We start from the raw sequence: 22075 nt of genomic DNA on the forward strand, positions 1-22075 counted from the left end.
GCAGTATAGAGACGGCTTCCGTCTCCGAATTCGGAAACTTGCTACGTGGCAGACTTTCCGTATGTGGGTCAGAACTGGAATTATCCATGGGCCAGTTTGCACTGGACTGAATACCCCAAGAGGCGATCCCTCTTTCAGGATTAGCTAAATACGTTTCGAGCAGTTGCTTCGTCGGTGAATTGAGATAATTCTCCCTGTTCTGTCATTGCCTCTTCAACGGTTTCGTGACCGTAGAACTCCTCTATGAACCCTTCATTGGGGAGAGGAGATAGAACGTAGTTGAGTAGATACAGCATTGCCTCTGCAAATTGCCCCCTGATCGTCGAACTGTTGTTTCCTTTTGGAACACGGAAATCGAACTGTTCCATTTCAGCGTCAACGATATTATCGTTCTTGATGGATAATTCTGGAGTCCCGATATCGAGTGAATCTAAGAAGTTCCTGTTGTTCCGGCAGGCACGGATTATCTCAACTGAGGTGCCCACCCCGAATCCGTGGACAGTCACGTCATTGTGAGCGACCTCGTGGAACCGATTTATTTCTTGGACCTGCATCTCTGGGGAACTGAGCGATTGGAGCCCACCAAGTGCGAAATGGTTAAACTGGCTGTAGAAGTCCTCAAACTCGGAATATATCTGCTTGTACGGTGGCTGAAGCACAATATACGGCTGGGCTTGGCACTCCGACTCTTGATAGAGCGAGACGAATTCTTTGACCGATTCGTGCGTTTCGTACGGCTTTGAGACGTAGTCTTTTGGAATAACTGAGTCGGCATTGACTTCCATTGCCTTCTCGATGACGTCCGCGTTGTCTACCGCTAGATTGTTTTTATCACTGTCTACTATCAACTCGTAGCAGGCATTCCGGTGTCGATCAGTGACGTATCCACTGTGCCCCAGCGCATATGGGTAAAAATAGCGGTCACAGACAGAGACCGCGAAAACCTTCACGTTGGTGTTCGCCCCTATGATTTCCATCTTGTTCGCTAACTCTTGAAACATTTTAGATGCCCCCCTCGTGGTTGATGTGAGGCTCAAGCTCCCAGTGGTCTGCACCTGGGTCTAAGTAGTCTGTAGATGATCCCGGCATGTTGATAACCCCAAAGTGATAGAGTATTCCTTTGAACTGGCATACCCCCGCTCCGCGATACGAATCTGAGTCCCACAAGATGCCATCTGTAATCTCTTCGGGAGATTCGGCCACGCCGTCTTTTAGAAAGAGCCGATTGGCAATATTCCAGTGGTCTTCTGCTAACCGAGAGACGAGGTCGGGGAGTTCCAGTGGGCCATATTTTTGCAGCTGCTCAATAACTGGTTCTGTCGCACCGTATCGCCGCGCCACTGATCCACCGAAACTCTCCCATTCGGGCCGTTGCTCTACGAACCGGCCCCTGCTGTTCTGCAACTGCTTTAATTCCTTAAGATATGCTTCAGGGTGAGTCTGCTCAAGAATATTTTCTAAGAGTTCCCACCCCCAAGACGTTACTTCCCCATCGGTGTCGATCAGTCCGAAGGCGCGTGCTCCGAGTTTCGCTGCGCCGGCCATTGCGGTGAGATTCCCCATGACTAAGCTCCCGGTGTCACCAGGAGCAGCGATAGCCACGGGGACACCAACGTAATTTTTTGGATGATTGAGCCGTAGCCGGGTGAGAGGCTGCTTCCCTGCTTGATTGGTGCTCGACACCGAGCCAGGGCTTCTTTCAGTAACAGAGCTCATTCGCTGTCCACCCCGCTCTCTATCTGAGACTGGATTCGCTGTTCCTCCATACGCCGTTCCGCCTGCTCGATTTTTGCATCATCTTCACGCTGCTGTAGTAGCTCTCCTGCACACATCCCCTCGTTCGGACATCCCCGTTCGTGGTCGTCTCCGTGACCGATCTTCTCTCCACAACCTCGACACTCTGGGACGGGAGGTTGATTGTATGGTGCGCGAGGGTCAGACTCAGCACCGGCTGGGTAGTTGCTCATGGTTAAAACCTGCTACGCCGGCGACAGCAGCTAAATACTTTCCGAGAAGGGGGCGGAGATTTGCGTAGATTTCGGCGACTCGTCGGTCTGTTGTTGAGGGGCAGTAGAGTCCGTCTGTGCCTTCACGATACTGTTTACATTGGAAAGCAATTCTTGGTAGCCTATGTCCCCTTTAGTATAGACTCCAGAGACGTCCGCTCCTCTCAGTTCTGCAAGCGTCTCTTTGTCTCCTACACTTGTGAAGACGACTACTGGTATCGAGACGGGCCTTTCCTCAAGATTCCTGACTAGCTCCAACCCAGTAACTTTCGGCATCTCTTGGTCAGTTATTATGCAGTCGTAAGTTGACCCATCAATCATATCTAGAGCTTCATCGCCATCTGGGGCAGTGTCGACGGCAAAATCGTACTGGAACTCATCTACAAAATCACAAAATAAATACCGAATTTGCTGTTGGTCATCAACATGCAACACTCTCCCTTTTTCGCCCATGCTTTACAGTTATTTGGTCTATAGTTAATATTCCTTTTGATAACCAACCAATGATTATCTGTTGATATTATCTCTGAGTGCCTGAATATACTCTTTAGCGGCATGAATAGAATATCAAAATGACTAGATGATTTATCACAGTTCACCCGCCTCTGAGTTGTAATATTGGGACATCAGATGTAGAGGGAGTTCTACTACACTGTGGATGTAGACATGGGACGCTGACTGAACGCACCGCTAACCTTGACTTCGGCTCCGAGTTCGGAACGTCTCGTAATCCGGCAGCGACACGTCTTCTGGTTCCTGAATTCCCCCACCGAAGGATGCCAGTGAAACGCTCTCGTCGGATAGTGCGTGTAGCAACACTGCCCGGGCCATGTTGACCGGGACTGCATTACCGATTTGAGCCGTTCGTTCTGTCTTCGACCCCTTCAATTCGAAATCTTCTGCGAAGCCTTGAGCCATCTTAAGCTCAATCGGCTTGAGCATCCTGTATTTCACGTCTAAGGCAAAATTGAGACCGTCTTGAACAAGGTCGGGTACGACGAGTGCGAACCGGTCGCTCGCAGGCTGTGTATTGAGTGGCTTGTCCAGTGGCTTCGGTTCTCCTTGACAGTCGTCGATAAATGCAGCCCCCGGTGTGATGAGTTGCGCTGGTGACTTGCTTGCGGGTACTGTCATCAGCGGTCGGGTGAGACACCGGGTCCGAGGCTGCTGACCTTTTCGACCGTTGTACAGCGGCGTCAGATACGGCGTGGCGAGATTGTAGTCACCCCCCGTGGTCTGGAGGGCCGGAACCGGCTTGTTACAATCTAGAGCACGACCGCCATGTGAGAGACGGACCAGTGACGGTGTTGCGAGATGCCCGTCATGATTCTTCGCCGTCACCGTGTGCAACGGTTTGCTATCTGCTGGGTAGAGGGGATTGCTATGGGTCCCCCGTGCCCACTGGTTTCTTGGTGCAATAAGCGAGGTTATCGCCGGCGTGACGATCTGATGACTCCCACTTGCAGTGACTGTTGGGGTGCTCTCTTTCGTCACGTCGACGGGGGACCCGTACTGGTCTTGTTGCCGAAGGAGGTACGTCGACGCTGTTGTTGGAGCGTACTTATTGCCCCCAGCAGTGATTGCATCGATGGGTACGTCAACTGGTTTCGGGGGGCTCGTACCGTAGTACTTTAGCAGGTAGTGGGTACTTGCTTCTTTTTCGTGTGCTCCGAACCGGACGAGGAAGGGCTCGTCGAGCGCCTGGACTGCTTCCGCGACATACTCACGGGGGATTACCCGGTTTTCCCGTAGGTCGTGGACAGTATCCCGGTCGAACGTCTCCAGCACATCAGCAAACGGTTCTAGACTGTCGTGACAGTGCCGCCGTAGCCCTTCGGCAATCCGGTTGAGCGTCGTACTTGCTGGCGGCGTGACTCGACTTCGGTGCTTGTGACGATCCCAGATTGAGCTCCCTAGGTCGTCCCAGTCGATTATTTCAGCTGCCGTTCGACGATCTGGCTTGTTGGGGTCGTCGTCATCGTGGGTCGGTTCTGGGAACGATACAGTCCCTTCCTTTTTCCCGAGTAGAATGAACCGCTCGCGACTGGTTGGGTCCCCGAAGTCACTGGCTTCAAGCATTTTCCAGTCGACGGCGTATCCCATGGAGCTCATCGTATTGATCCACTGGTTAAAGACGGCCCCATCATCATGATATTCGTCGTCAACTACGGGTCCCCACCGTCGAATCCCCCCAACGTTCTCGAGGACAAAGATGTCTACACCACCGGGCAGCTGGTTGATCCACGTCAGCACCTCAAAGGCAGACACCCGCGGCTGGTTTGATGGGTCGGGCTTACCGCCCGAGGCCTGAGAAAACGCTGTACACTGAGGCCCGGCTGTCAAGATAAGCTCAACTTCGTCGCGGTCAACCGGTTCTATCTCCTCTCGGGTCACATCTGGGTCGTCACACCGGTCGTATGCGATTTCGGTCAGCCTGTCGTACAGCACTTCTCCAGGGTTCAGCGCTTGTGCTTTCCGGTTGTAGCAGATTGCATCGCTCCGGTTGGCTTTGTACGACTTGATTGCGGCTTCGTCGTGGTTCACTCCCGAATGGTGGACTTCTCGATTGAGGGTCTCGCCAACCCTATCAAGCGCAGCGCTGAACCCACCGGCCCCGCAGAAGAGGTCGATAGCGACGATAGGCTTCTGGGAATCAGTAACAGACATCACCGTAGCATCAGGCCGAATACTAGTGTTCTCTACTCCCAGCAGATGAATATCCCACCCCGAGGGACAAAGACGGTGGTATTTAATAGAACTGCGTAGGCCGCCCTACTGGATGATCCAACTTACCCATTATCGTCTCAATTTTTATCATCCAACCAGTCCGGTTCACGGTCTACCTTATTGAGGTCCTTTGTGTCAATGCAGTTTTCATTGACACCATGATTAAACAGATATCTTTCGCCTAAGTAGATACCAACCGCAGAGACGCTAATAGTTAAAACGGAGGCAATAGCAATCTGAGAGGCGTCAATCGTCTGTTGGAACTGCTCTGTTCCACTAATTATCAAATTCACAATGACGATAGCCGTAACCACCAGAGTTGAGCCGATAAATGAAAACATCGTGTCGCGGATCAAATCATGATAGTCTGTATCGAGGGTTTCATTGAACGGGGTGAATGGAGCCAACACTACGTATCGGCTTGTGAGGAGAAGTGTCGGGGCGAACATACTGACCGTATATAGTATTGACTCACCATCACTTCCACCCCTCAAAAAGAGGTAGACTGTCAAAACAAGCGCCGCGTATCCTCCACCAATGAATAACCACAGCAGCACGGCCCACATCTTATGCAGCAGTGTCTCTCCATACGTCTCAATTATATCGTTTTGAAAGTCGTAGACCTTTTCTGGAGAATCGAAACTATTCGAACTGCCTACAGGTTTAACCTGCTCTGTTTCAGTTTCCCCTTCTGGTAGTTCGTCGATATATTCAGAAGGGTCGACCTTGCTGGTATCTGGTGGGATGTAGTTGATTCCTTCAAACTCTTTTTTCGGAGTGTGGTACAAGTATAGTTTGTCAAAATAAATGTTCGCTGTACGTAAATAAAATACAACACCTCCCATAAGAAAAAGGAGTAAAACCATACCCACTACTAAGTCGAGTATCTGTTCTAACATCTGTCTGGTTGTGTGAAATGTACTGCTGCTAGTTATTATTTCAGACCCGCTACGTTGCCCGGTCCTACGTTACGGTGCTTGGGCTGCAAGAGCGAAAGACAGCCCAACCAGAACTGTGCTAATTACTACCCCGGGGATGAATGGAAATGAACCAGTCAGGATAGCACTTGAAAGCACCATTACTACGAGGCCTAGCATTGCCCCGATGACTTCACCTTGGGGCAGGAGCCCAGATAAGTCGCGCTTAAGGATGCTCATGTTACCTCCATTTCAAATGAGCGGCTTAAAAATGTTCTCATCTGTCTGTCGCACGTCTTGCGCTGGTGCTATCGTTCCCATATTGGCTCGCTATAGCCTGGAATACCGAATACACTGAACAGTACCTGAAGCGGCTTTCCGAGCGAGGGGGATCTCGTTTAAAAGGAGTTCCCACGTGTCTGCCGCACGTCTTGCGCCATTACTATCACTTCTGCATCAGTTATCCGTGGCCGACACTATCACACATACTCTACATCGCTTGAAGCTATTTCCCGAACAAGAAACCGACTCCCCCAACCGGCAGTTCGCCGGCGGGATTTTGGCTGAGTTCGTCTTGTTCCGGCGGCCGTCCGTCGCGATGTCCTTCCGACACCACGATGGGCTTCGGATTTCGTCGCTGGACTCGACCGGTAAGCGACTTGAAATCCCGAATTTTTCTGGTTACCCCAGTCATCGGGGTCACAGGCGGGACCCGCCTAATTATGCCACGGAAGTACTGGTATCGAAGCCGCGACAGACTCGTTTCAGAGCCGGTAGGCCCCTTCTGACGAACTCAACTGCAATTTTGCTTCTACAGTCCTCGGTAATTGAGCCTCAATTCTCAAATTCGGGGTGACCCTCAAGTTCGAACGGATAGCCGTCGCCGAACACCTCCCGAATGATGTTACTTCGAACTGATAGGTCGCGGACTTCTCCGATGTCGATATTCTCCATGTCGAGCAGCATGGCGACCATGAACTGATTGGCTGTGAAGGGGTATCGGCCCTGGTCGTCTTTGACCGGGCGGTCGTTCTCGACGGCGTAGGTCACATTCGTTGCCATCCACATCGCGTTGTAGATGAACGCCATGTTGGCGATAAACTCCCGCTGGCTCCGTAGTTCGCTGGCAGACTTCGCGGTGAAGTCGTGCTTCATCAGGCGGTAGGCCGTCTCCACAGCCCATCTCTGTCGGTACCGTCTCCCGATCTCCAGGCCGCCGAACTCCTCGGGATCGAGGTTGGTGTAGTAGACCTCCCAATTGCCTTTGTCGTCCGTCCCGGTCTCGGCCCTGGAGATGCGTTTCTCCGACGGCATCGTGATGAGCCACGACTCGGCTTCGCTCTCGGGGACTACCTCACCGATTCGGACGTCGTACCCTGCCGCGTTGTAGTCCAGGTCGTAGTGGATGGCGGCCTCCTTCAGGTCGTCAATGATGGACGGCGTCCGCCCACGGAGCCGGCTGATAAACTTGAGGTCGTGCTCTTCGAGACAGTCGTGCATTCCGCGCCCGTAGAAGCCACCGTCCATGCAGACGACATCGGGGTCAACGTGGTGCTTCGCGTAGGTGAGCAACTCGTCGATCTGGTGCTCAATGTTCCCTCTTCGCTGGATGCTTTTCGCGGCCAGCGTGACCGGAATATCGACGTTTGCGAGATTCACGCTTGCAATCTGGAACGCAAAGGACGACCCCGATTTATTATCGACCCCCTCCACGCCGATAGGTTGGTCCGCATGTGGTATCTCACCACGGTCGAGGCGCTTCCCCTTCTCGTCTTTCTCGGTGGAGTGGCGGCCGTACCACATGATGTTCGTGAGGTCCATGGCGAGGTCGGCCGTCTCGGGAAGGTAGCCGTACTCGTTGATAACCGTGATCAGCGACTCCAGGGCGGCGAGGTACATCTTCCGCAGTTCGGCCATGTCGTGCTCGCGGAGCTGGTTCCAGAGCGCTTTGAATCCGGGCGCGTCTCGGTAGTAGAAGTACGGGAGGAAGCGAAGCGAGGCTTCGGCATCGTTCGGGTGGATGTTGCAGAGTCCGGCTATCTCCATGAGTTTGAACAACTGCCACTTCGGGTACGTAACCCGGGACTCGTCGCGGTCCAACTGGATGTTGTGGTACGCGTCCTTCCGCATCTCGCGCGCGATGAGTACCAGTTCCGGCTCGCCGCGCCCGTCGGAAGCGGGATCGGGAAGTGTCACGATCTCGTCGTTGTCCTCCAGCTGCTCGACGACATCACGAACCTCTGCGCTCACATCGCCGCCGAGTTGCTTCTCGACTTCCTTGCTGATGCGCTCGATGGTGTTTTCGGTGACGGCGTCGTTCAGGCCGAGTTTGTCGGCTGCGCCATCCTCCAGTTCGTTCTCGATGGCGTAGTCCTTCGAAGCGGTGATGGATCGGTAGAGGTAGAGCCGCGCGGCATCCTCTCGGTCGAGCTTGTACCAGTTCTTCTCAAGACTCCAGAACGGGACGGTGTCGGTGACGAGGTTGAGTTTCCCGACAGCTTCGGCGGGATCGTATCCCAAATTGAGGTTTCGTTTCAGTTGGTCGGCTATCGGTTCGATAGGCCCGTATCCTAATTCCAACTGTGCCGAGGTGTACCGCCAGAATTCGTCCGACAGGCCGGAGAGGGAACCTTCTCCCTCAATTTCAAACCCGTCACTTTCAGACGGCCACTCGTCGATATCACCGAATCCCGGAGAACGTGGCACGTTTCTCGATAGTTACTGGCTTACAGGATATAAAATAGCAGGTGACCATACCGCCACACAATTTTGTAGGGCAAGACTTAAGTGGTATACCGCCATACAACTATGTGTGGCAAGACAGATGACGACCGAAGAACTCACCACCAAAGTCGAAGCGGCGAACGACCCGGCCAAGAAACTCGGAACCACCGAAACGTGGAACGGCACGGACGTGCACGTGCTCCGGAACTCCAGTGGGCAGTTCGTGACCTGGCGCAAGGCCTCCGCTGGTGAGGCCAGCAGCGCGCCGGTTGCGGTCGCCGACGGCGGTCACGACGAACTCTCGTTCACGACTGACCGCGGCGCGGACGTGACGGTCAGAGCCGAGTCCGGAACGCTCTTCGTCACCTTCGACGCCGGTAACGCATCAGTTGAGGACTCCAGCGCCCGACTCGACCGCGAGAAGGGCATGGACGTTCTCGACGCCGGCACTCACCGCGACAACAGCGGGGAGCGGTTCCGAGCGCTCATCCCGGTCGATGACCGCCGCGACGAGATCGAGCAACTCCGTGAGGATAGCAAGGACGACAGCCCGCTCACCTACGAGGTCGAAGAGTACTCGAAGGGCACCGGATCGTGGGGGCAGGAACTCACGGGCCAGAAACTCGTCCCGAGCAAGTCCTACAACGAGATGACCGAGCGCGAGCAGGACCTCTCCATGAAGGTTGACACCGACCGCGTCCCGGACGATGCCGAACCGGGCGACGTGCTTACCTTCGAAGATCTCCTCGATGACGCGCGGACCAACGAAGAGAAAGACGAGGACGCGCTCGACGAGGCTGCCGAGACCGGCGAAGAGGTCGTCATCAACAAGTCAACGACGAGCTGCAACGACTCCTCGAAAGAGTGCAACCTCGACCACGTCACCCGCGTCGCAACGCCGGAGGGCGACATAGAGAGTCGCCGGACCCACACCTACTGATACAATGACCGACGATAATTTCGACGCCGACGCCGCAGCCGCAACGATCATCGACAACGAAATGAACCTGGACGACCCCAAGATGGACAGCCATCCTGACGACGTGCGCGACGCCTTCCGCGCAATAGCGGCCAAGATGGGGCAGGGAACCGAGCCGAGCGGCGACTGTCTTGCCTCGGAGACCGAGGAATACTGGCTCGCGCTCTACGGCCCCGGCCAAACCAGCAGGATGGCGCAGGTCATTCGTGAGGCGCTGCCCGAGCAGCGCGGCGACTACCGCGACTCGCTCTCGGATGAGTACGTCCGAATCCTCCGGCAGCTTGTCACAAGCGTCGGCCACCAGGCGCACCTCCGGCACGGCGACGCACCGGGACGTGACCAGTACATCCTCATCCACGTCAAACCAACCGCGTACAACGGGAGTGAAGAATGACCGAAACTACCTACGAATCCCGACTCGGAACGTCCCGCTCGGACGATATCGAGGAGTTCGTCCCCGAGGATGCGGAGCCGCTGTTCGGGGACGGCGACCCATCTAACCCGTACGTTTCCCCGATATTCGTCACGGACGAGTACGCCTACAATACCGGCGTCCACTGCCGGCAGTGTTACTGCGATGTAGCCGTGACCGAACGCGGCACCGGTGTCGTGAGTTGCCCGAACTGCGGCTGGTCAAGCGAAAGCGTTGATCAGACGTGGGAGGAACGAGCAGAGGAGCTGCACGAGAAGGGCGGTGTCGCCAAGAAGCAGGCGAAGGTCGTCGCCCTGATCGAGGAGGGTAGGACGCATCAAGAAGTCAAAGAAGAATTGGGGCTCGACAAGCGGAGCGAGGTCTCAACGCACGTACGGAGGTACCGAGATAATCGAGACGAGGTGGACTGGCTTGCCGATCACGGGCCCGAGATATGACTGACGACGAGCCTGCGGACAGCGACCAAGATCCGCACGCTGGCCAAGTCGTCTTTGAAGTTGAGACGCTGACGCATGGGTCCTTCCGCGCTGGCTACTCGCCGAAGTCGGCAAAAGCGCTGGCTCGGGATCTTGACCGTGCGACGACAATCGTCGCCTGCCCGGACGGGCACGATATCATTCCAATCACGGGTGGTGTCCCGAAGCGTGAAATGCCGCGTTGCGGTCGCTGTGACCGTGAAACGGTTGGCGTTGTTGAGATTGAGGTAGTAGCTGTACCAAACGGCGACGATGATGAGAGTGTAGAGTAACGCTCTTTTTACCAGGACGGTCTATTCGTCCCACTCGCGGGCAGGAAGGTCGAGGTGTCGCCAAGCAGAAACCCCGTGGTGGACGAACGGGTCCAGAAACTCGAAGAAGAAGGCACTCATGCGCGTGTCCTCGTAATCTCGCGGTGACGCATCTCCGATGGCATACGCTGCCCTGTCGTAGTGCTCTGGATAGGAGACGCCCCGGTCTACGATGAACGCCCATACATCGCGTGCCGACCAGTCTCGAAGTGGGAACGCTACCGGGAAGCCCATCGACTCGCCGTAGAGTCCCGATATCTTCCGGTCACGCTTTCCACTCTCACCGCGCCGAAGGGCGACTATTTGCCGGTCGAACACATCCGATTCCCGAGAGTTGTTGAGAGGGCGAATTGACCGAAGGATGGGCTTCTTGTCCGAGTCGGTTGCTGGCTTCCAATCCGAGAGGCGTTCTTTCGTCGCCAATTGCGACAGGAACGGCTCAGCAGCTGGAGATGAATATGGCTCGTAGCGGTTCATTCCCTCTACTGCGACCAAAAGGTCACCGCGTGATACGTATTCGAGAATGTTGTTGATGATCTCCTGCTCGTACTCCCGAGGGACGAGATCGGGGCCGTAGTCCCAATGGAGGGCGCGGTGATCGACAGACGCCTCGGACGCAAGTGCCACCGCCGTCATCGAGTCTTTCCCGCCTGAGGTCGCAACGACTGTCGTCGGATAGGATTCGTAGACCCGTTCGATTTCTTCGATAGCCCTCTGGATTTTACTACCGAGGTTTTGGTCGGCATGAGCTTGGAACGCTCGCCGTGTCCGCTCGGGCATCCCGTCGTCGCCCTGATCGTAGTCGAACTCGGTGTCCATCTCAGGGTCAGGGAAGTCTACCACGCCAGTTCTACCTCCGTGCCGGGTGGTGCGCATTCGCTGGCCCACTCGTTGTACCAGTATGGCGTCTTCCAGGTGAGTGTCTGCTGATCGCCCCACTCGTCGAGGGCGCTTGTCGGAAGCGGCCGCATCGCAACGCCATCTGTCGGATGTACGAGCGAGTAGTCCGTGTCCAGTTCCCTAAGTCCCCAATCGGCGACCTTTCCGAAGCCAGCCGCCGTCTTCTTCCCGAGGTCAGTCAGGTGGGTTTCGAGAAGGTACTCGATCCGCTCGCGGTCGCCTCGGAAGTAGAACGTACACTGCCGGGCAGGCCGGTAGACGACATTTATCATCTGCGACTTGAACGCCCCGCCGCCGATGGGGATCTTCGACCGGGCACGAGACCCACCGACGGTGTGCGCCCGAACCTCGTCGTACGAGGAGTACAGCGTCGTCTCTACCGTCCGTTCGGTGTCGAACTGCGAGACAGAGGCGTGCGCGAGGCCGTCAGTGTACGCGAGCCCGGTCTCGACGGCGTCCACGTTGCGTAGGTCGGCAGGTCCGTCCTCTTCGAGGTCGGCTACCCACCGGTCGTACTCGCGGCCTGCGTGATCGATGAGCGCCAGACGCTCAAGGACGCCATCACCGTTGAGCCACGGGTGGCCGAGCGCGATTCCCGATCCGAGTTCCAGCGTCAGCTGGAGGTTCGTCGCGGTCATCCGCTCACCTCGTGCGTCCCGTCGTTACGGGTCTGTAGCATCCCGAAGCCGTACGAGCGTCGCCGCCCGACGCCGGTCCCGAGGAGTGCATTCAGCGCCTCTCGGTGTTTCTCATCCCGGACGTGGTAGTGGAGGTCCCACTTACTCGCAACGACCGTAAGCGCCTGTTCTGGCGTCACGCGAAGCTTCGAGGAGTAAGTCTTCAGATGCTGGTAGTCGCTGAAGTACGGCCGGAGCGTGTCCGTGTCGCCAGTCTCGTGGTCCAGAACCCGGTCTATCGTTTCAGAGAGTGTCGTCTTGAACTCGTGAACCGAGTGCTTGCGTTCGGTCCAGTATTCCGGCTGGCTGTGCTCCCCATCCGTGTCGCCGTCGTCGAGCGCGACGATGATGCCCGAACCGGTGGTGAGGACGCCCTCAGAACCGGGCTCGCCCACGTCCGTCTTAAGCGGCTTCGCGGCCCTGGTTTCGAAGGCCATCGACCCTGCCGTGAGCTCGGGATCGCGCTGGAGGTCGCCCGCGATTGCCTTCATGATTTCAGTCCGTGGTGTTGCGATCAGGAGATGGACGGCGTCACCCTCATCGAGCGGTCTGCCGGGCTGTTTGTCGTCGCCGAGCGGCATCAGATCCGAGAACGCGAACGGCGGTCGTTGCGTCTCGCGGTAATCGTCGATTCCAGCGCGTTTGAGTGTCTGCCCGAGACGGCCGCGAATCCGGCGGTGGTACTCACGTTCCCACGCGCAGTCGCGGTCGGCTTCGAGCCGGAGCAAGAGCTGGTACATGGTCGCTACTTGTTGGCGATCTCGTCCAGCGCTTCGATGATCTCTCCGCCCTGTTCGTCCACGTACGTGGTGTAGCGCTCAGCTTCCGAGAGGCCCGTCTCGTAGTCGATGTCGATGCGCCCGAGGCCCGACGACGACATGGCCCCGATGACACCCTCGTTCTGCCAGAGGCGGAGGCCGTGCAGGAGGCAGGCCCGGGCGAGTTCGGTTGCGTAGGACTCGAATCGGACGCTGTGTTCGAACTGTGCGCCAGGGACGATGGTGTCGAAGTGGTAGATCATCTGCTGACTCCCGGCGGCGTCCTCGTCGTTAGCGTCGAAGTCGAACCCGAAGTCCACGTCCATCCCGGTGTCGTCGGGCTCGTCGTGCATCCGCGTCTGGTGCATCTCATCGACGAACTCGCGCCACGAGGTCTCCGACTCTGCTTCGGTGCGCCAGTTGTTCTCCCGGCACACCAGCGTCATATGGTGGATGTCCACCGTTCCGCCGAACATCTGGTTCCCCGTGCTGCCGCCGAGCAGGTCGATGATCGGGAAGGCATCCCTGAGGTCTCGTCTCATCCCGACGTCGATGTCCGACGTTCCGCCCTTTTCGAGGACGCCGCCCGCCCGGAGCAGGTGAAACAGTCGTTCGTCGGTGATCGTGTAGTCGAGTCGCTGCACGAGATCCTCGGCGAGCAGCCGGCGGAGGTGGCCGCGGACCGAGTTACCCGCGATGAACGGCACGTCGTCGAAGCGGTCCTCGTCCGGGAGCCGGATCTTCTCCTTGCGGAGCAGCTGCGTGTTCCCGGTGTGTTCGTCCGCCCCCGTGTGGATTTGGGAAAGTGTGGTTGCGTTGCCGGTGACGGTCTCGGTCGCGCCGATCTCGCTGAGTTCGTCGGTGGTGGTAGCTTCGCTCATGTTAGTCCTCCGTGATGAAGTCGCTGAGTTCGCTGGTCGTCGGCTCGGGCTCGCTGTCCTCGTTCTGCTTGGCGTCGAAGTAGTTCTGGACGGTCTCCTGCGCCTTGGCGATCAGCCAGATGTCCTCTCGGCGGAGGACTCGCATCGATTCCTCGTCGTTCTTGACGAGCGGGTCCAGGTTCTCTGTCGGAAGGTCTGGCGCGGCCATGCCGAGGCCCCGGGCAAGTTTCTTCAGTGCGCCGTGTACGTCTCCCGCGTTCTGTGCGCGGAGAAGCCGCTCCTCGAAGGATTCGCTCCGGCGCTTCGTGTCCGGGAACTGATCCCAATCGGCCTGTCGCCAGTACTCTGCGAGGATAACTGTCCAGTGCTCTGCGAGTTCGTCCCGAGTGATCTCGGGGGTGTCGGCTGTCGTCATTGGATGAGTTGAACCGCGATCCGCCAGTCCTCACGGCCGGTGAGGTCGTTGTTGATGCGTTCCACTTCGTCGCGCTCGAAGTCGTACCGGGCGAGGTCTGCGGCCCGGACTGGCCCCTTCAGCGCGCGCTTCGAGGGTTCGTCGTCTTTGCTCCGAAGCTGCTGGCCGAACTCAATCATGTCCGCGAACCGCTCGCGGTTGATGTTGACCAGTCGCTTGTCCACGAGGAGCTGGTAGTCTTCACGCGACGTGTTAAGTGTCTGCGCTACAATCCAGCCGTTGAACACGGGTAGGAAGTCGGAGTTGTTCTTGTACTTTAGCATCCACGGCCCTTCAGGCGGGTCGAGAAGAACATCGAGGAGATCGGGGCGCTCCTTGATGATCTGAACGCCGTCCTCGGGCGTGGCAACCCAATGGTAGCGACGGTAATCCATCTCCCCGGCAAAGTGCTCACACCGATAGCAGATGCCATCGCCATCGAAGAGTGCATAGTCGGTGGTGAACGTGCTGGAGAAGACGCCATTGGTTCGTCGGACGGGTTTTATCGGGCCGCCGAGGCCGCAGATCATGCACTTGCCCGTCTCGTCCGGTTCGTCTGGTGGTTCTACGCTGTCCGTTTCGGCGACGAGCTCGGAGAGCCTCATCGCGTCCGCGGGCGTGTCAGTCTGTAACTCTGGCATACCGCAACAGTTTGTTCCTACCATGGCACTAAATAAGTTACTACCATGGAACTAATACCCACCATGGCAATAATCAAAACGTCGGGGCGATGAACAGCTACACAGTGACGAACGCAGGCCGACCGCCGAGAGTCTCGGATAACGAAATCTTAGCGGTGTTCCGAGAGTCACAGGATCCTGTTCTCATCGCGTCCGAGGTTGCGGCAGAACTTCCCATCGGTCGTCGGGGCGTCTACAAGCGCCTGGAGCAGCTGGCCGATGAGGGTGAGTTGGGTCGGAAGAAGATTGGCGGTCGAGGAACCGTCTGGTGGCTTGCTGGCCTCGGTTCTGAAGATAGTCAGGAATCAGAGAAGTCGTCTGAAAACGGCGGCTGAATTGCCACCCTCAGACACACCGAGATGATGCCCCAGAACACCAATTTGAAATTGAGAATTGAGGCTCAATTACCGAGGACTGTCTACAAACAAAATAGTGAGGGTTCTTAACACAGTCCAGACTGGCTAGTGAGTTTGCTTCGTGCCAGATGTCGGATTTGCTTCGTGGCAGTCAACTGCTGATACAACTCTTGAGACTACTTCTGACCGTCCTTTTTAGTGCCTCCATCTGGGAGTATCTGGCGTAGTCCTAACCCAAGTAGGTAGCAGACGCCGGTCAAGAGGACTCCCAGGAACGACCATGTGAGTGTTTGAGCATCTATCATCGTGTCCTCGGTTACGCGTTCTCTCTCCCTATGTAGCGCCGGAGAGCGGCGTAATATACAGTTCCACAGGCTACGATGATAGCGGCCCGTGCGATTGGAGAGAGCGTTACGTCGAACAGACTTGAATAATTCAATCCGAATAATACGACAGTCACAGACAGCACAACTATACCGACATTCAGAACAAGACTGTCCCTTTCAGACGTTCGGTCGGTCACTGCTTGTTCCCCGCCATGGTCAAGTGCGTTTTATTCCCCGGAAGCAACGGTTGTGGTTTGGACTTGTGAAACTTGTCACCCGTGGTGTACCCGGTGCTTAGCAGTTCGTCGACGGAGAGATGGTTAGTTTCACTCATCTATTGTTCGTCTCCTGTGTCCACTGACTGTAGGGATGTTACCCGTTCTCCCCCACGGGGATACTTGTAATCCACGCGAGGATCGTCCTCAGCAGAACTCCACTCGGATTGCTTGTAGAGCATTGGGCCGTGGCTTGCACTTTCCCAACAGAGGAGGTGGTACCGTGTGTTGTTGCCTTCTAATTCAATGACGTGGTAAGGCCCGTGACTGGAACGGGAAAGATTTGGACGGGAATGCCTTCCTGTTACGGTTAACGGGACTTCTCGCTCGTTCAATAGCACCGAGTCCCCCTCAAGAAGTGACCGTGCTTCTCCATGGATATAAGCGGGCTTCTGTTCAGCATCGTCCATCTATTTTTCACCTCCTGCGCTCAGTGAACGACTGCCGCACGTCTTGCCATCTGGAACTAAACTCGCTCTTCCGTTGCGGCCGCTCATTTATGATTTACTTTTTGTTGAATCGGCGTCACTATCTGTTTGCCCGATTGCTTTGATGGAGGCAATTGATACCATTGTAGATATCAGAGCGTAGCTGAGTGGGTCATATTGAAAACCTAGTAGTAACTCCGACAGGGTCGATATCGATTCGGCTTTGAATCCAGTCACCCAGAGCAATGCTCCAGTTCCCAGCCCTGCTATTAGTGCGGCCAATGGAATATCGAATTTGGGTCTCAATAGCGATACAAACATTTCTCGCTCAATTTCTCACCCATTGATTAAACACTATCGCCTGTTGGTTTCGTAGCCACGAGGCTGGGTGATTCGAGTATTGTGCGAAGCGACAGTTTGCCACTGGTTGACACCCCCTGAGTCGGCCTTGTGATTCCGTCAGCGAGAGACTCCGCATCAATCGTTGGAGGGATGAGGCGTTTCCCCAGCTCGAACCGGACCCGTCTGATGTGTTTGCAGCCCTCTGTCGGGCGTCGATGGACCATATCGCCACAATCGCAGATGCCGGCAGACGGGTTTACAGTGTATCGTTCTGTGACCCACTTTCCATCTTCTTTGTGACTGGAGTAGACTGCAACTTGATGGTCGTACATGTTGGGGTCATCCCAGTAGTTGACCGTCATAGTCTCGGTCAGTGCCCGTTTGTCGCGGTCGGGAATGCTCGACGTGGAGGACGCGGCTTGACTCATTCTTTTCGCCACTTATCGGCCTTGATTAGTGCATTGGCACATTGGCCTGGGGACTCCCATCCACGCTCTTGACCGACAAATTTTATCCACTTCTCAATGAGTGTCCCATCGAGATATTCAACCCTGACAACACCGCTCTCATCGTAGACTACGATTGCGTCCGCCTTTCGCCAGTAGTGGTGGAGAAACCCATCATCGTCAACCCCGATTTGAGCGCTGTTTATTTGACGGGCAAAAAACCCGACATCTGTTACTGTACTATTGATTTCGGGGAAGTATTTTTCGACTTGGTCGGGGCTTCCCTCTGGTTGTGCTACAGAATCCTTCGACTCGTTCTCTGTACTCACTGTACTGTGTGGGCAGTCGGTCTGAATACTTTTCTGGAGGTTTGACTCGTGGCAACTGTCTTGACTTGGTTTGAATTAAGAGCATCCGGCAGCGCCAACTACAGATTTGCCACGAAGCAACTCTGCAATAATTAGTTATGTCTTTTGACATCCCCCCACTCCGCGTTCACGCGAAGGAATCTCACCAACGAAACGTGGACTGGGGGAGTAGGCTTCTTTCATAACCGAGAGTTTGAATGTATATACCTGTATATACGAACTATTATGATAGCATAGGCGCAGTACTGTACCATGACGGACACCGAAAAACAGGAAGGGCAGGATGAGACGTCATTAAAAAAAGTAAAGAGGTTTGGCAATTCCGGCCATGTCACTCTCCCGAAGGAATTCATTGGTGAAACAGTCAAAGTCACCTTAGCAAACAATTCTGGTAATCAGCCGTATCGAATATCTCCTCCTATTACCACAGACAAGATTGACTCAGTTCTCAGCAACTCAACGAGGAGTGATTTTAAACGCATACAGAGGGACGCTGATAGATTTCCGAGAGAGTGCCGATTCCAATATCGGCACGATGTTCGTCTAACGATAGATGTTGATCTCGAATACGAAAGTAGTGAACATCCACACACAGAGCTAGGCACAGTGGTGTATTTCTTCTCTGAAATCACCGAAGAAGAACTTGATAAGCACGCCGATTGGTTCGACAAAGACGAAGATGAATTGAGCGTAGAGCTAGTTTTTGGTCTTGACCCGTCTGTTGATGATCTCTTCAACCACCCCACAGTTACGTACAATGACCTCTACAAGTATGATGTAAACTGGGATGGCAGTTCTGTGTATTCCGTAAAGTTAAGCAACAGACAAGCGAAGAATGGCCGGTTCTATTACCCCTCCTTTTCAAACTATGAGTCATTAGCCGACTATCAAGATTCAACTGCATATCGCTTAGCAACAGCGATCTCTGAGGCACCGGAGAAAGAATATGATCGGTATCTGAACGCATTGCAGCTTGAGGAGACAATCTGGGGTGAGAAGGATATGCCGCTGAGCTTTGACCGGGAGGAGGAACTTGAGAGAACGGTTCTTTATGGCCCGCAGGACTAGCACCTCTAGATACCGGCGTATGCCTGTACGCAATGCAACCTTGCCGAAAACTCTTTGCGAATCCGTCTGTTTGGTTGACGCTAAGACCTACTCAGTTAGATTTGTCTCGTCTCACTCGTTAGAGATGATATCATTCGCTTCATCGCGAGTGCGCTTCGCAGCCTCCTGAGCATACCCTTCGTGGGTCGTCTCGATGGATTTGTGCCGGAGCACGTCCTGTGCCAGCTGTGGATTCTCGCGATAGATTTCCCGGCCGAGCCCACGACGAGCGCCGTGTGGCTTCAGTGGGTCTTCGAACTCGTAGTCAGACCACTCACACAGGTCTGCCAAGATGTCCCGGGCCGACTGCGTGGTGATCGACGGCGTTGGGTCAAGGGCTTTCGCCGCATTGTCGAGACGGGGAAACACAGCTTCGTCTTCATCGGGATTTCGGAGTTGCTTCCACCGTCGAAGTGGACGGATAGCATCGTCGAGGACCGGCGCAGACTCACGAGTGCGATTCTTGCCGAACACCTGCATCGTCCCGGCTTCGAGGTCGACGTTTCGCCACCGGAGGCCGTTCCGTTCTTCATCATCAGAGACAGCCACGAGTTCTGCACTACGGGCTCCGGAGTACGCGAGCAGGAAGACGAGTGCCTGGTCGCGGTAGGCTGCCGTGCGGTCGACGTCGTCGTTCTCACCGGCGTCGTCGACGCGGGCGGTCGCAGTTGCACAGATGGCTTCGCGGTCCCGTGAGGTCCAATACTGCTGGTCTGTTTCAGTCTCGTCTGTTGGGAGTGGGTCTTCGGCGTGGTTGGTTTTGGCTGGATTCGTCGGTATTAGCCCCTCGTACACGGCCCATGTCAGAAACGACCGGACGTAGGCGAAGTACCGACGTGCTGTCTCCGGAGAGATGTTATTTCGGTCGTCCGCTCGTGCCAGGTCACGAGCATACTGTCGGCAAAGATCGTCGTCGATATTCTCGGGGCTGTCAATCCCGTGCTGGTCTCGGGACCAGGCTGCGAACTTTCGCAGGACGCTCGCGACGTTTGTCCGGTAGCGCCCGGAGTCGACATCGATCAGTCGTTTTTCGATTGCTTCTTCGAGGGCGTCGCCCCTGGGAGTAGCGTCGTACTCAGGCGGAAGACGATCCATGCTTCCCGTACAGCGGCGCTCCGGGTAAAACTGGTGGTGCTTATTACATTAATACAAACCTAATCCGTAAACAAGAATATTGCGGTTTCAACTCCTGAAACCATTGATTTCTGCACTTTCTGCTGGCTATAAACTATATGCCGCTATAACAAACCTCCGTAGACTTCTGACCTTATACGAGCGACACAACGGTTTTTTATAGAGTAAGATTTGTGGGGTCGGTATTTGAGCTAACCAACATGACCCCTATTCCCCGCTGTTGTTGGTTAGCCTATTTCCTGTATGTTTCTACAGATGAAAATTGGGAAGGAACTAATTTCAAGGGGATAATTCAATCTTGAACCAATGTCAAAGGACTTCCGCGACACAATATCATCGGATATCCATGGTCTTGAGATAGACGCAGCCCGGAAATGCGATTACTGTGGAGAAGACATCGAAACTCGAAGCCCAGTCCAGTGTGAAGTCGCTAAACTTGGAACGATGCCGAATCTAAGGACGATCTTGGCTTCGTCTCCACTACCCAATCCTGACGGCTGGGAACTCGACGCCCTACGCTGCAGGGATTGTGAGTTAGATACACTCTCGCTTGAGACAGATGGATTTGACGAGGCACTTGTCATGCTCAATATTGCGGACACCGCCGGCCAGGTTACAGCTGACGCCTCCGAATTGAGGCTGGTCGACGTGTCCAAGGACGGGTCTGGTTATCACCCCCCGAAAATCAATTTGCAGGTTCTCATCCAATACCAGGATGTCGGTCTAGTCCGATGGAGCCGAATTGAAGGGTTGCTGGGCTTACAAGATAATTCCAATGGTGACGTATCTGAAGTCGTGGAGAAAATCAAAGAGGGTGCAGTCAAAGGAAAAGAGGTCCCCCCGGAGGTAGCTCCGTTACTCAACTAAGCGAGAATCTACATACCGCCTTGCTGACTTTCAGTAGAAATAGTTGGCTCTGTTGAAACCCTCGCCAAGTGATATGCTTTGACCCGGCCGCGGTCAATACAGTCTAGTAACAGGGCTTACATCCCGATTGCTTCGGCTAGCTCTTCCGGCACCTCTGAGGTAGGGAAATCAGTCTCAGAGTGGTTCACCCAGTCAGCGAGGATTTTTGTTTTCAGGTTCTCATCGGGTTCTTCCAGAAGCCCACTCCAATAGGTGTCAGCCCTTGCATCTTTGATTGCGAGCCGTTCCACTCTGTAGATGTTGGGACCAACGGTTTCGAGATATTCTGGTGTGGGATTTTCCTTCTCTGTCTGGAGGAGGACAGATTTCACCTGATCAAAGCACTCTCCACACACTTCGAGGTCGTCACTATAGTCTTCTAAATCGAGGATCTCATAAAATTCTGAATCTTGTTCAATCTGAGCGTGTCCCCCACCTTCATAGACTTCTACACCGCATGCAGCACATCGACCGATTGCACGTTCAATTCGCTCTTCGTGAATGAACTGTTTGACTTCCCGTGAGAAATTGAATTCTGACCGGTCGATGAAGTCATGGTCAACCTGCGGCAGTCGAACTGTCTTAGGTTTATCTGGCATTTTGTATTTCGTATTACGTACTACAAATATAAAACTAGGGTTAAACCCTCGGCGGCTGATGTTACTAATATTTTAGGTGCCACAAACTGCAACTTCGCGGGGTTTCAAGTGCCAATTTTTTCAATGACGTGCTCAACAAGATTTTCAGATGGAATATTGTAACGTTCTGATATCGTAGATGCGTCTATTTTTTTCCCCCGTTCCCTATGTGCACGAATGAGGTTCTCGACAGCCGTAATTAACCAGTCTGTATCCTCTCTGGGTCGCGCACCATCAGCGTGGACTTGATCGTGGCAGTCACGACAGAGATAACACCCGGCTTTGTTGCTACCATATCGCCAATGATGAAAATCTAACTTTCTGGTAGGGGAGTCACAGAGTTGGCAGACAGATGGCTTATTACGGAAATCAGACTCTGAAATCTGTTGATTCGGTTCAAACCCGGCTTGACGGATTGCTTCACTCCAACTGCCGAACCGTCGTTGATAACTCCCGCCATAGTATTCTCCGATATCGTTCATCTGTTTCTTTGTGGGGACCTTATGGAATTTCCTGGCAAGCCGTTGGATTTCATTCAATAGCTCGTCTGTAGGGATTTTCTTAGGTTGGTTTGGCTCTAAACCGGCTTCGCGGAGGGCATCGTTCCACTTCCCAAATTCCTTCTGATAGTCTCTTACTGAATACTGCCCTATTTCATCCATGTCTGTGGATGCAGGGGTCTTGTCTAGTTCGCGTTTGAGGCGACAGATTTCATCAAGCAACTCGTCAGTTGTAGGTTCACTCATATTTTACCCCAACAAGTAACATCGTCATCGACTGTGGCATATCCATTATTACAGGCTTGAAGACAATAAAATATCCATAT

Annotated in this window: 25 protein-coding genes; 7 read left to right on the forward strand and 18 right to left on the reverse strand. The window is 54.6% G+C overall.

What is annotated here, in order from left to right; all coding sequences use genetic code 11:
• Positions 1–140: 140 nt before the first annotated feature.
• The 8 genes from D3D01_RS15975 to D3D01_RS16010 all read right to left on the reverse strand — a co-directional run bounded on the left by D3D01_RS15975 (position 141) and on the right by D3D01_RS16010 (position 8356).
• Positions 141–977 (reverse strand): hypothetical protein, encoded by an 837-nt coding sequence (locus D3D01_RS15975; protein WP_147439927.1) that lies wholly within the window; start codon positions 975–977, stop codon positions 141–143.
• Positions 978–1002: 25 nt separating this feature from the next.
• Positions 1003–1563: a hypothetical protein gene (locus D3D01_RS15980; RefSeq protein ID WP_147439928.1), complete on the reverse strand. Its 561-nt coding sequence runs from the start codon at positions 1561–1563 to the stop codon at positions 1003–1005.
• A 149-nt stretch (positions 1564–1712) separates the two neighbouring features.
• Positions 1713–1967 (reverse strand): hypothetical protein, encoded by a 255-nt coding sequence (locus D3D01_RS15985; protein WP_147439929.1) that lies wholly within the window; start codon positions 1965–1967, stop codon positions 1713–1715.
• A gap of 30 nt (positions 1968–1997) precedes the next feature.
• Entirely contained in the window at positions 1998–2459 is a 462-nt protein-coding gene (locus D3D01_RS15990) for a response regulator (protein WP_121512892.1), read from the reverse strand.
• Between the two features lie 237 nt (positions 2460–2696).
• Complete coding sequence (locus D3D01_RS15995; RefSeq protein WP_121512893.1) at positions 2697–4673, reverse strand: DNA cytosine methyltransferase; 1977 nt, start codon at positions 4671–4673, stop codon at positions 2697–2699.
• A 137-nt stretch (positions 4674–4810) separates the two neighbouring features.
• Positions 4811–5599 carry a hypothetical protein gene (locus tag D3D01_RS16000; RefSeq protein ID WP_147439930.1) on the reverse strand — a complete coding sequence of 263 codons (789 nt, stop codon included), beginning with the start codon at positions 5597–5599 and terminating at the stop codon, positions 4811–4813.
• A gap of 102 nt (positions 5600–5701) precedes the next feature.
• On the reverse strand, positions 5702–5890 hold the full coding sequence (locus tag D3D01_RS16005) for a hypothetical protein (protein WP_121512895.1): 189 nt from the start codon (positions 5888–5890) through the stop codon (positions 5702–5704).
• Positions 5891–6484: 594 nt separating this feature from the next.
• Positions 6485–8356, reverse strand: a complete 1872-nt coding sequence (locus D3D01_RS16010) for a transposase (RefSeq protein WP_121512896.1) — start codon at positions 8354–8356, stop codon at positions 6485–6487.
• Positions 8357–8462: 106 nt separating this feature from the next.
• Between D3D01_RS16010 and D3D01_RS16015 the strand changes: the two genes are divergently transcribed.
• Genes D3D01_RS16015 through D3D01_RS16030 form a run of 4 tightly spaced genes read left to right on the forward strand, consistent with a single transcriptional unit; the run spans position 8463 to position 10534 of the window.
• Positions 8463–9314: a hypothetical protein gene (locus tag D3D01_RS16015; protein ID WP_147439931.1), complete on the forward strand. Its 852-nt coding sequence runs from the start codon at positions 8463–8465 to the stop codon at positions 9312–9314.
• Between the two features lie 4 nt (positions 9315–9318).
• Positions 9319–9747 (forward strand): hypothetical protein, encoded by a 429-nt coding sequence (locus D3D01_RS16020; protein ID WP_121512898.1) that lies wholly within the window; start codon positions 9319–9321, stop codon positions 9745–9747.
• The gene (locus D3D01_RS16025) at positions 9744–10223 is read left to right on the forward strand and encodes a hypothetical protein (protein ID WP_121512899.1); all 480 of its coding nucleotides are present in this window, start codon (positions 9744–9746) and stop codon (positions 10221–10223) included. The genes D3D01_RS16020 and D3D01_RS16025 overlap by 4 nt, the downstream gene beginning before the upstream one ends.
• Entirely contained in the window at positions 10220–10534 is a 315-nt protein-coding gene (locus D3D01_RS16030; protein ID WP_121512900.1) for a hypothetical protein, read from the forward strand. Before D3D01_RS16025 ends, D3D01_RS16030 begins: the two co-directional genes overlap by 4 nt.
• Before the next feature lie 21 nt (positions 10535–10555).
• On the opposite strand, the gene D3D01_RS16035 is transcribed toward D3D01_RS16030, so the two are convergent.
• From D3D01_RS16035 to D3D01_RS16060, 6 genes are read right to left on the reverse strand one after another with little or no spacing between them, the layout of a single operon-like run.
• Entirely contained in the window at positions 10556–11416 is an 861-nt protein-coding gene (locus tag D3D01_RS16035) for a phosphoadenosine phosphosulfate reductase family protein (protein ID WP_158600483.1), read from the reverse strand.
• Complete coding sequence (locus tag D3D01_RS16040; protein WP_121512902.1) at positions 11410–12111, reverse strand: hypothetical protein; 702 nt, start codon at positions 12109–12111, stop codon at positions 11410–11412. The genes D3D01_RS16035 and D3D01_RS16040 overlap by 7 nt, the downstream gene beginning before the upstream one ends.
• On the reverse strand, positions 12108–12890 hold the full coding sequence (locus tag D3D01_RS16045) for a CRISPR-associated endoribonuclease Cas6 (protein ID WP_121512903.1): 783 nt from the start codon (positions 12888–12890) through the stop codon (positions 12108–12110). The genes D3D01_RS16040 and D3D01_RS16045 overlap by 4 nt, the downstream gene beginning before the upstream one ends.
• Before the next feature lie 5 nt (positions 12891–12895).
• Entirely contained in the window at positions 12896–13789 is an 894-nt protein-coding gene (locus D3D01_RS16050; RefSeq protein WP_121512904.1) for an RAMP superfamily CRISPR-associated protein, read from the reverse strand.
• A 1-nt stretch (position 13790) separates the two neighbouring features.
• On the reverse strand, positions 13791–14204 hold the full coding sequence (locus D3D01_RS16055) for a hypothetical protein (protein ID WP_121512905.1): 414 nt from the start codon (positions 14202–14204) through the stop codon (positions 13791–13793).
• Entirely contained in the window at positions 14201–14884 is a 684-nt protein-coding gene (locus tag D3D01_RS16060) for a hypothetical protein (RefSeq protein WP_121512906.1), read from the reverse strand. Before D3D01_RS16060 ends, D3D01_RS16055 begins: the two co-directional genes overlap by 4 nt.
• 89 nt (positions 14885–14973) lie before the next feature.
• On the opposite strand from D3D01_RS16060, the gene D3D01_RS16065 reads away from it, so the two are divergent.
• Positions 14974–15258, forward strand: coding sequence for a hypothetical protein (locus D3D01_RS16065; RefSeq protein WP_121512907.1), 285 nt, complete (start codon positions 14974–14976; stop codon positions 15256–15258).
• A gap of 1816 nt (positions 15259–17074) precedes the next feature.
• On the opposite strand, the gene D3D01_RS16075 is transcribed toward D3D01_RS16065, so the two are convergent.
• The gene (locus D3D01_RS16075) at positions 17075–17425 is read right to left on the reverse strand and encodes a hypothetical protein (RefSeq protein WP_121512909.1); all 351 of its coding nucleotides are present in this window, start codon (positions 17423–17425) and stop codon (positions 17075–17077) included.
• Between the two features lie 291 nt (positions 17426–17716).
• Here D3D01_RS16075 and D3D01_RS16080 point away from each other — a divergent pair, with 291 nt between their 5' ends.
• On the forward strand, positions 17717–18532 hold the full coding sequence (locus tag D3D01_RS16080; RefSeq protein ID WP_121512910.1) for a DUF2080 family transposase-associated protein: 816 nt from the start codon (positions 17717–17719) through the stop codon (positions 18530–18532).
• A gap of 111 nt (positions 18533–18643) precedes the next feature.
• Here the strand turns inward: D3D01_RS16080 and D3D01_RS16085 are convergent, their stop codons facing one another.
• On the reverse strand, positions 18644–19666 hold the full coding sequence (locus D3D01_RS16085; protein WP_121512911.1) for a tyrosine-type recombinase/integrase: 1023 nt from the start codon (positions 19664–19666) through the stop codon (positions 18644–18646).
• A gap of 345 nt (positions 19667–20011) precedes the next feature.
• Here D3D01_RS16085 and D3D01_RS16090 point away from each other — a divergent pair, with 345 nt between their 5' ends.
• Positions 20012–20572, forward strand: coding sequence for a hypothetical protein (locus D3D01_RS16090; protein ID WP_121512912.1), 561 nt, complete (start codon positions 20012–20014; stop codon positions 20570–20572).
• 116 nt (positions 20573–20688) lie between these two features.
• On the opposite strand, the gene D3D01_RS16095 is transcribed toward D3D01_RS16090, so the two are convergent.
• Positions 20689–21210 carry a hypothetical protein gene (locus D3D01_RS16095; protein ID WP_121512913.1) on the reverse strand — a complete coding sequence of 174 codons (522 nt, stop codon included), beginning with the start codon at positions 21208–21210 and terminating at the stop codon, positions 20689–20691.
• Between the two features lie 104 nt (positions 21211–21314).
• Complete coding sequence (locus D3D01_RS23465) at positions 21315–21995, reverse strand: homing endonuclease associated repeat-containing protein (protein ID WP_147439932.1); 681 nt, start codon at positions 21993–21995, stop codon at positions 21315–21317.
• Positions 21996–22075 lie beyond the last annotated feature (80 nt).

This window comes from Haloarcula sp. Atlit-7R, from assembly GCF_003666065.1.
Classification (GTDB): Archaea; Halobacteriota; Halobacteria; order Halobacteriales; family Haloarculaceae; genus Haloarcula; species Haloarcula taiwanensis.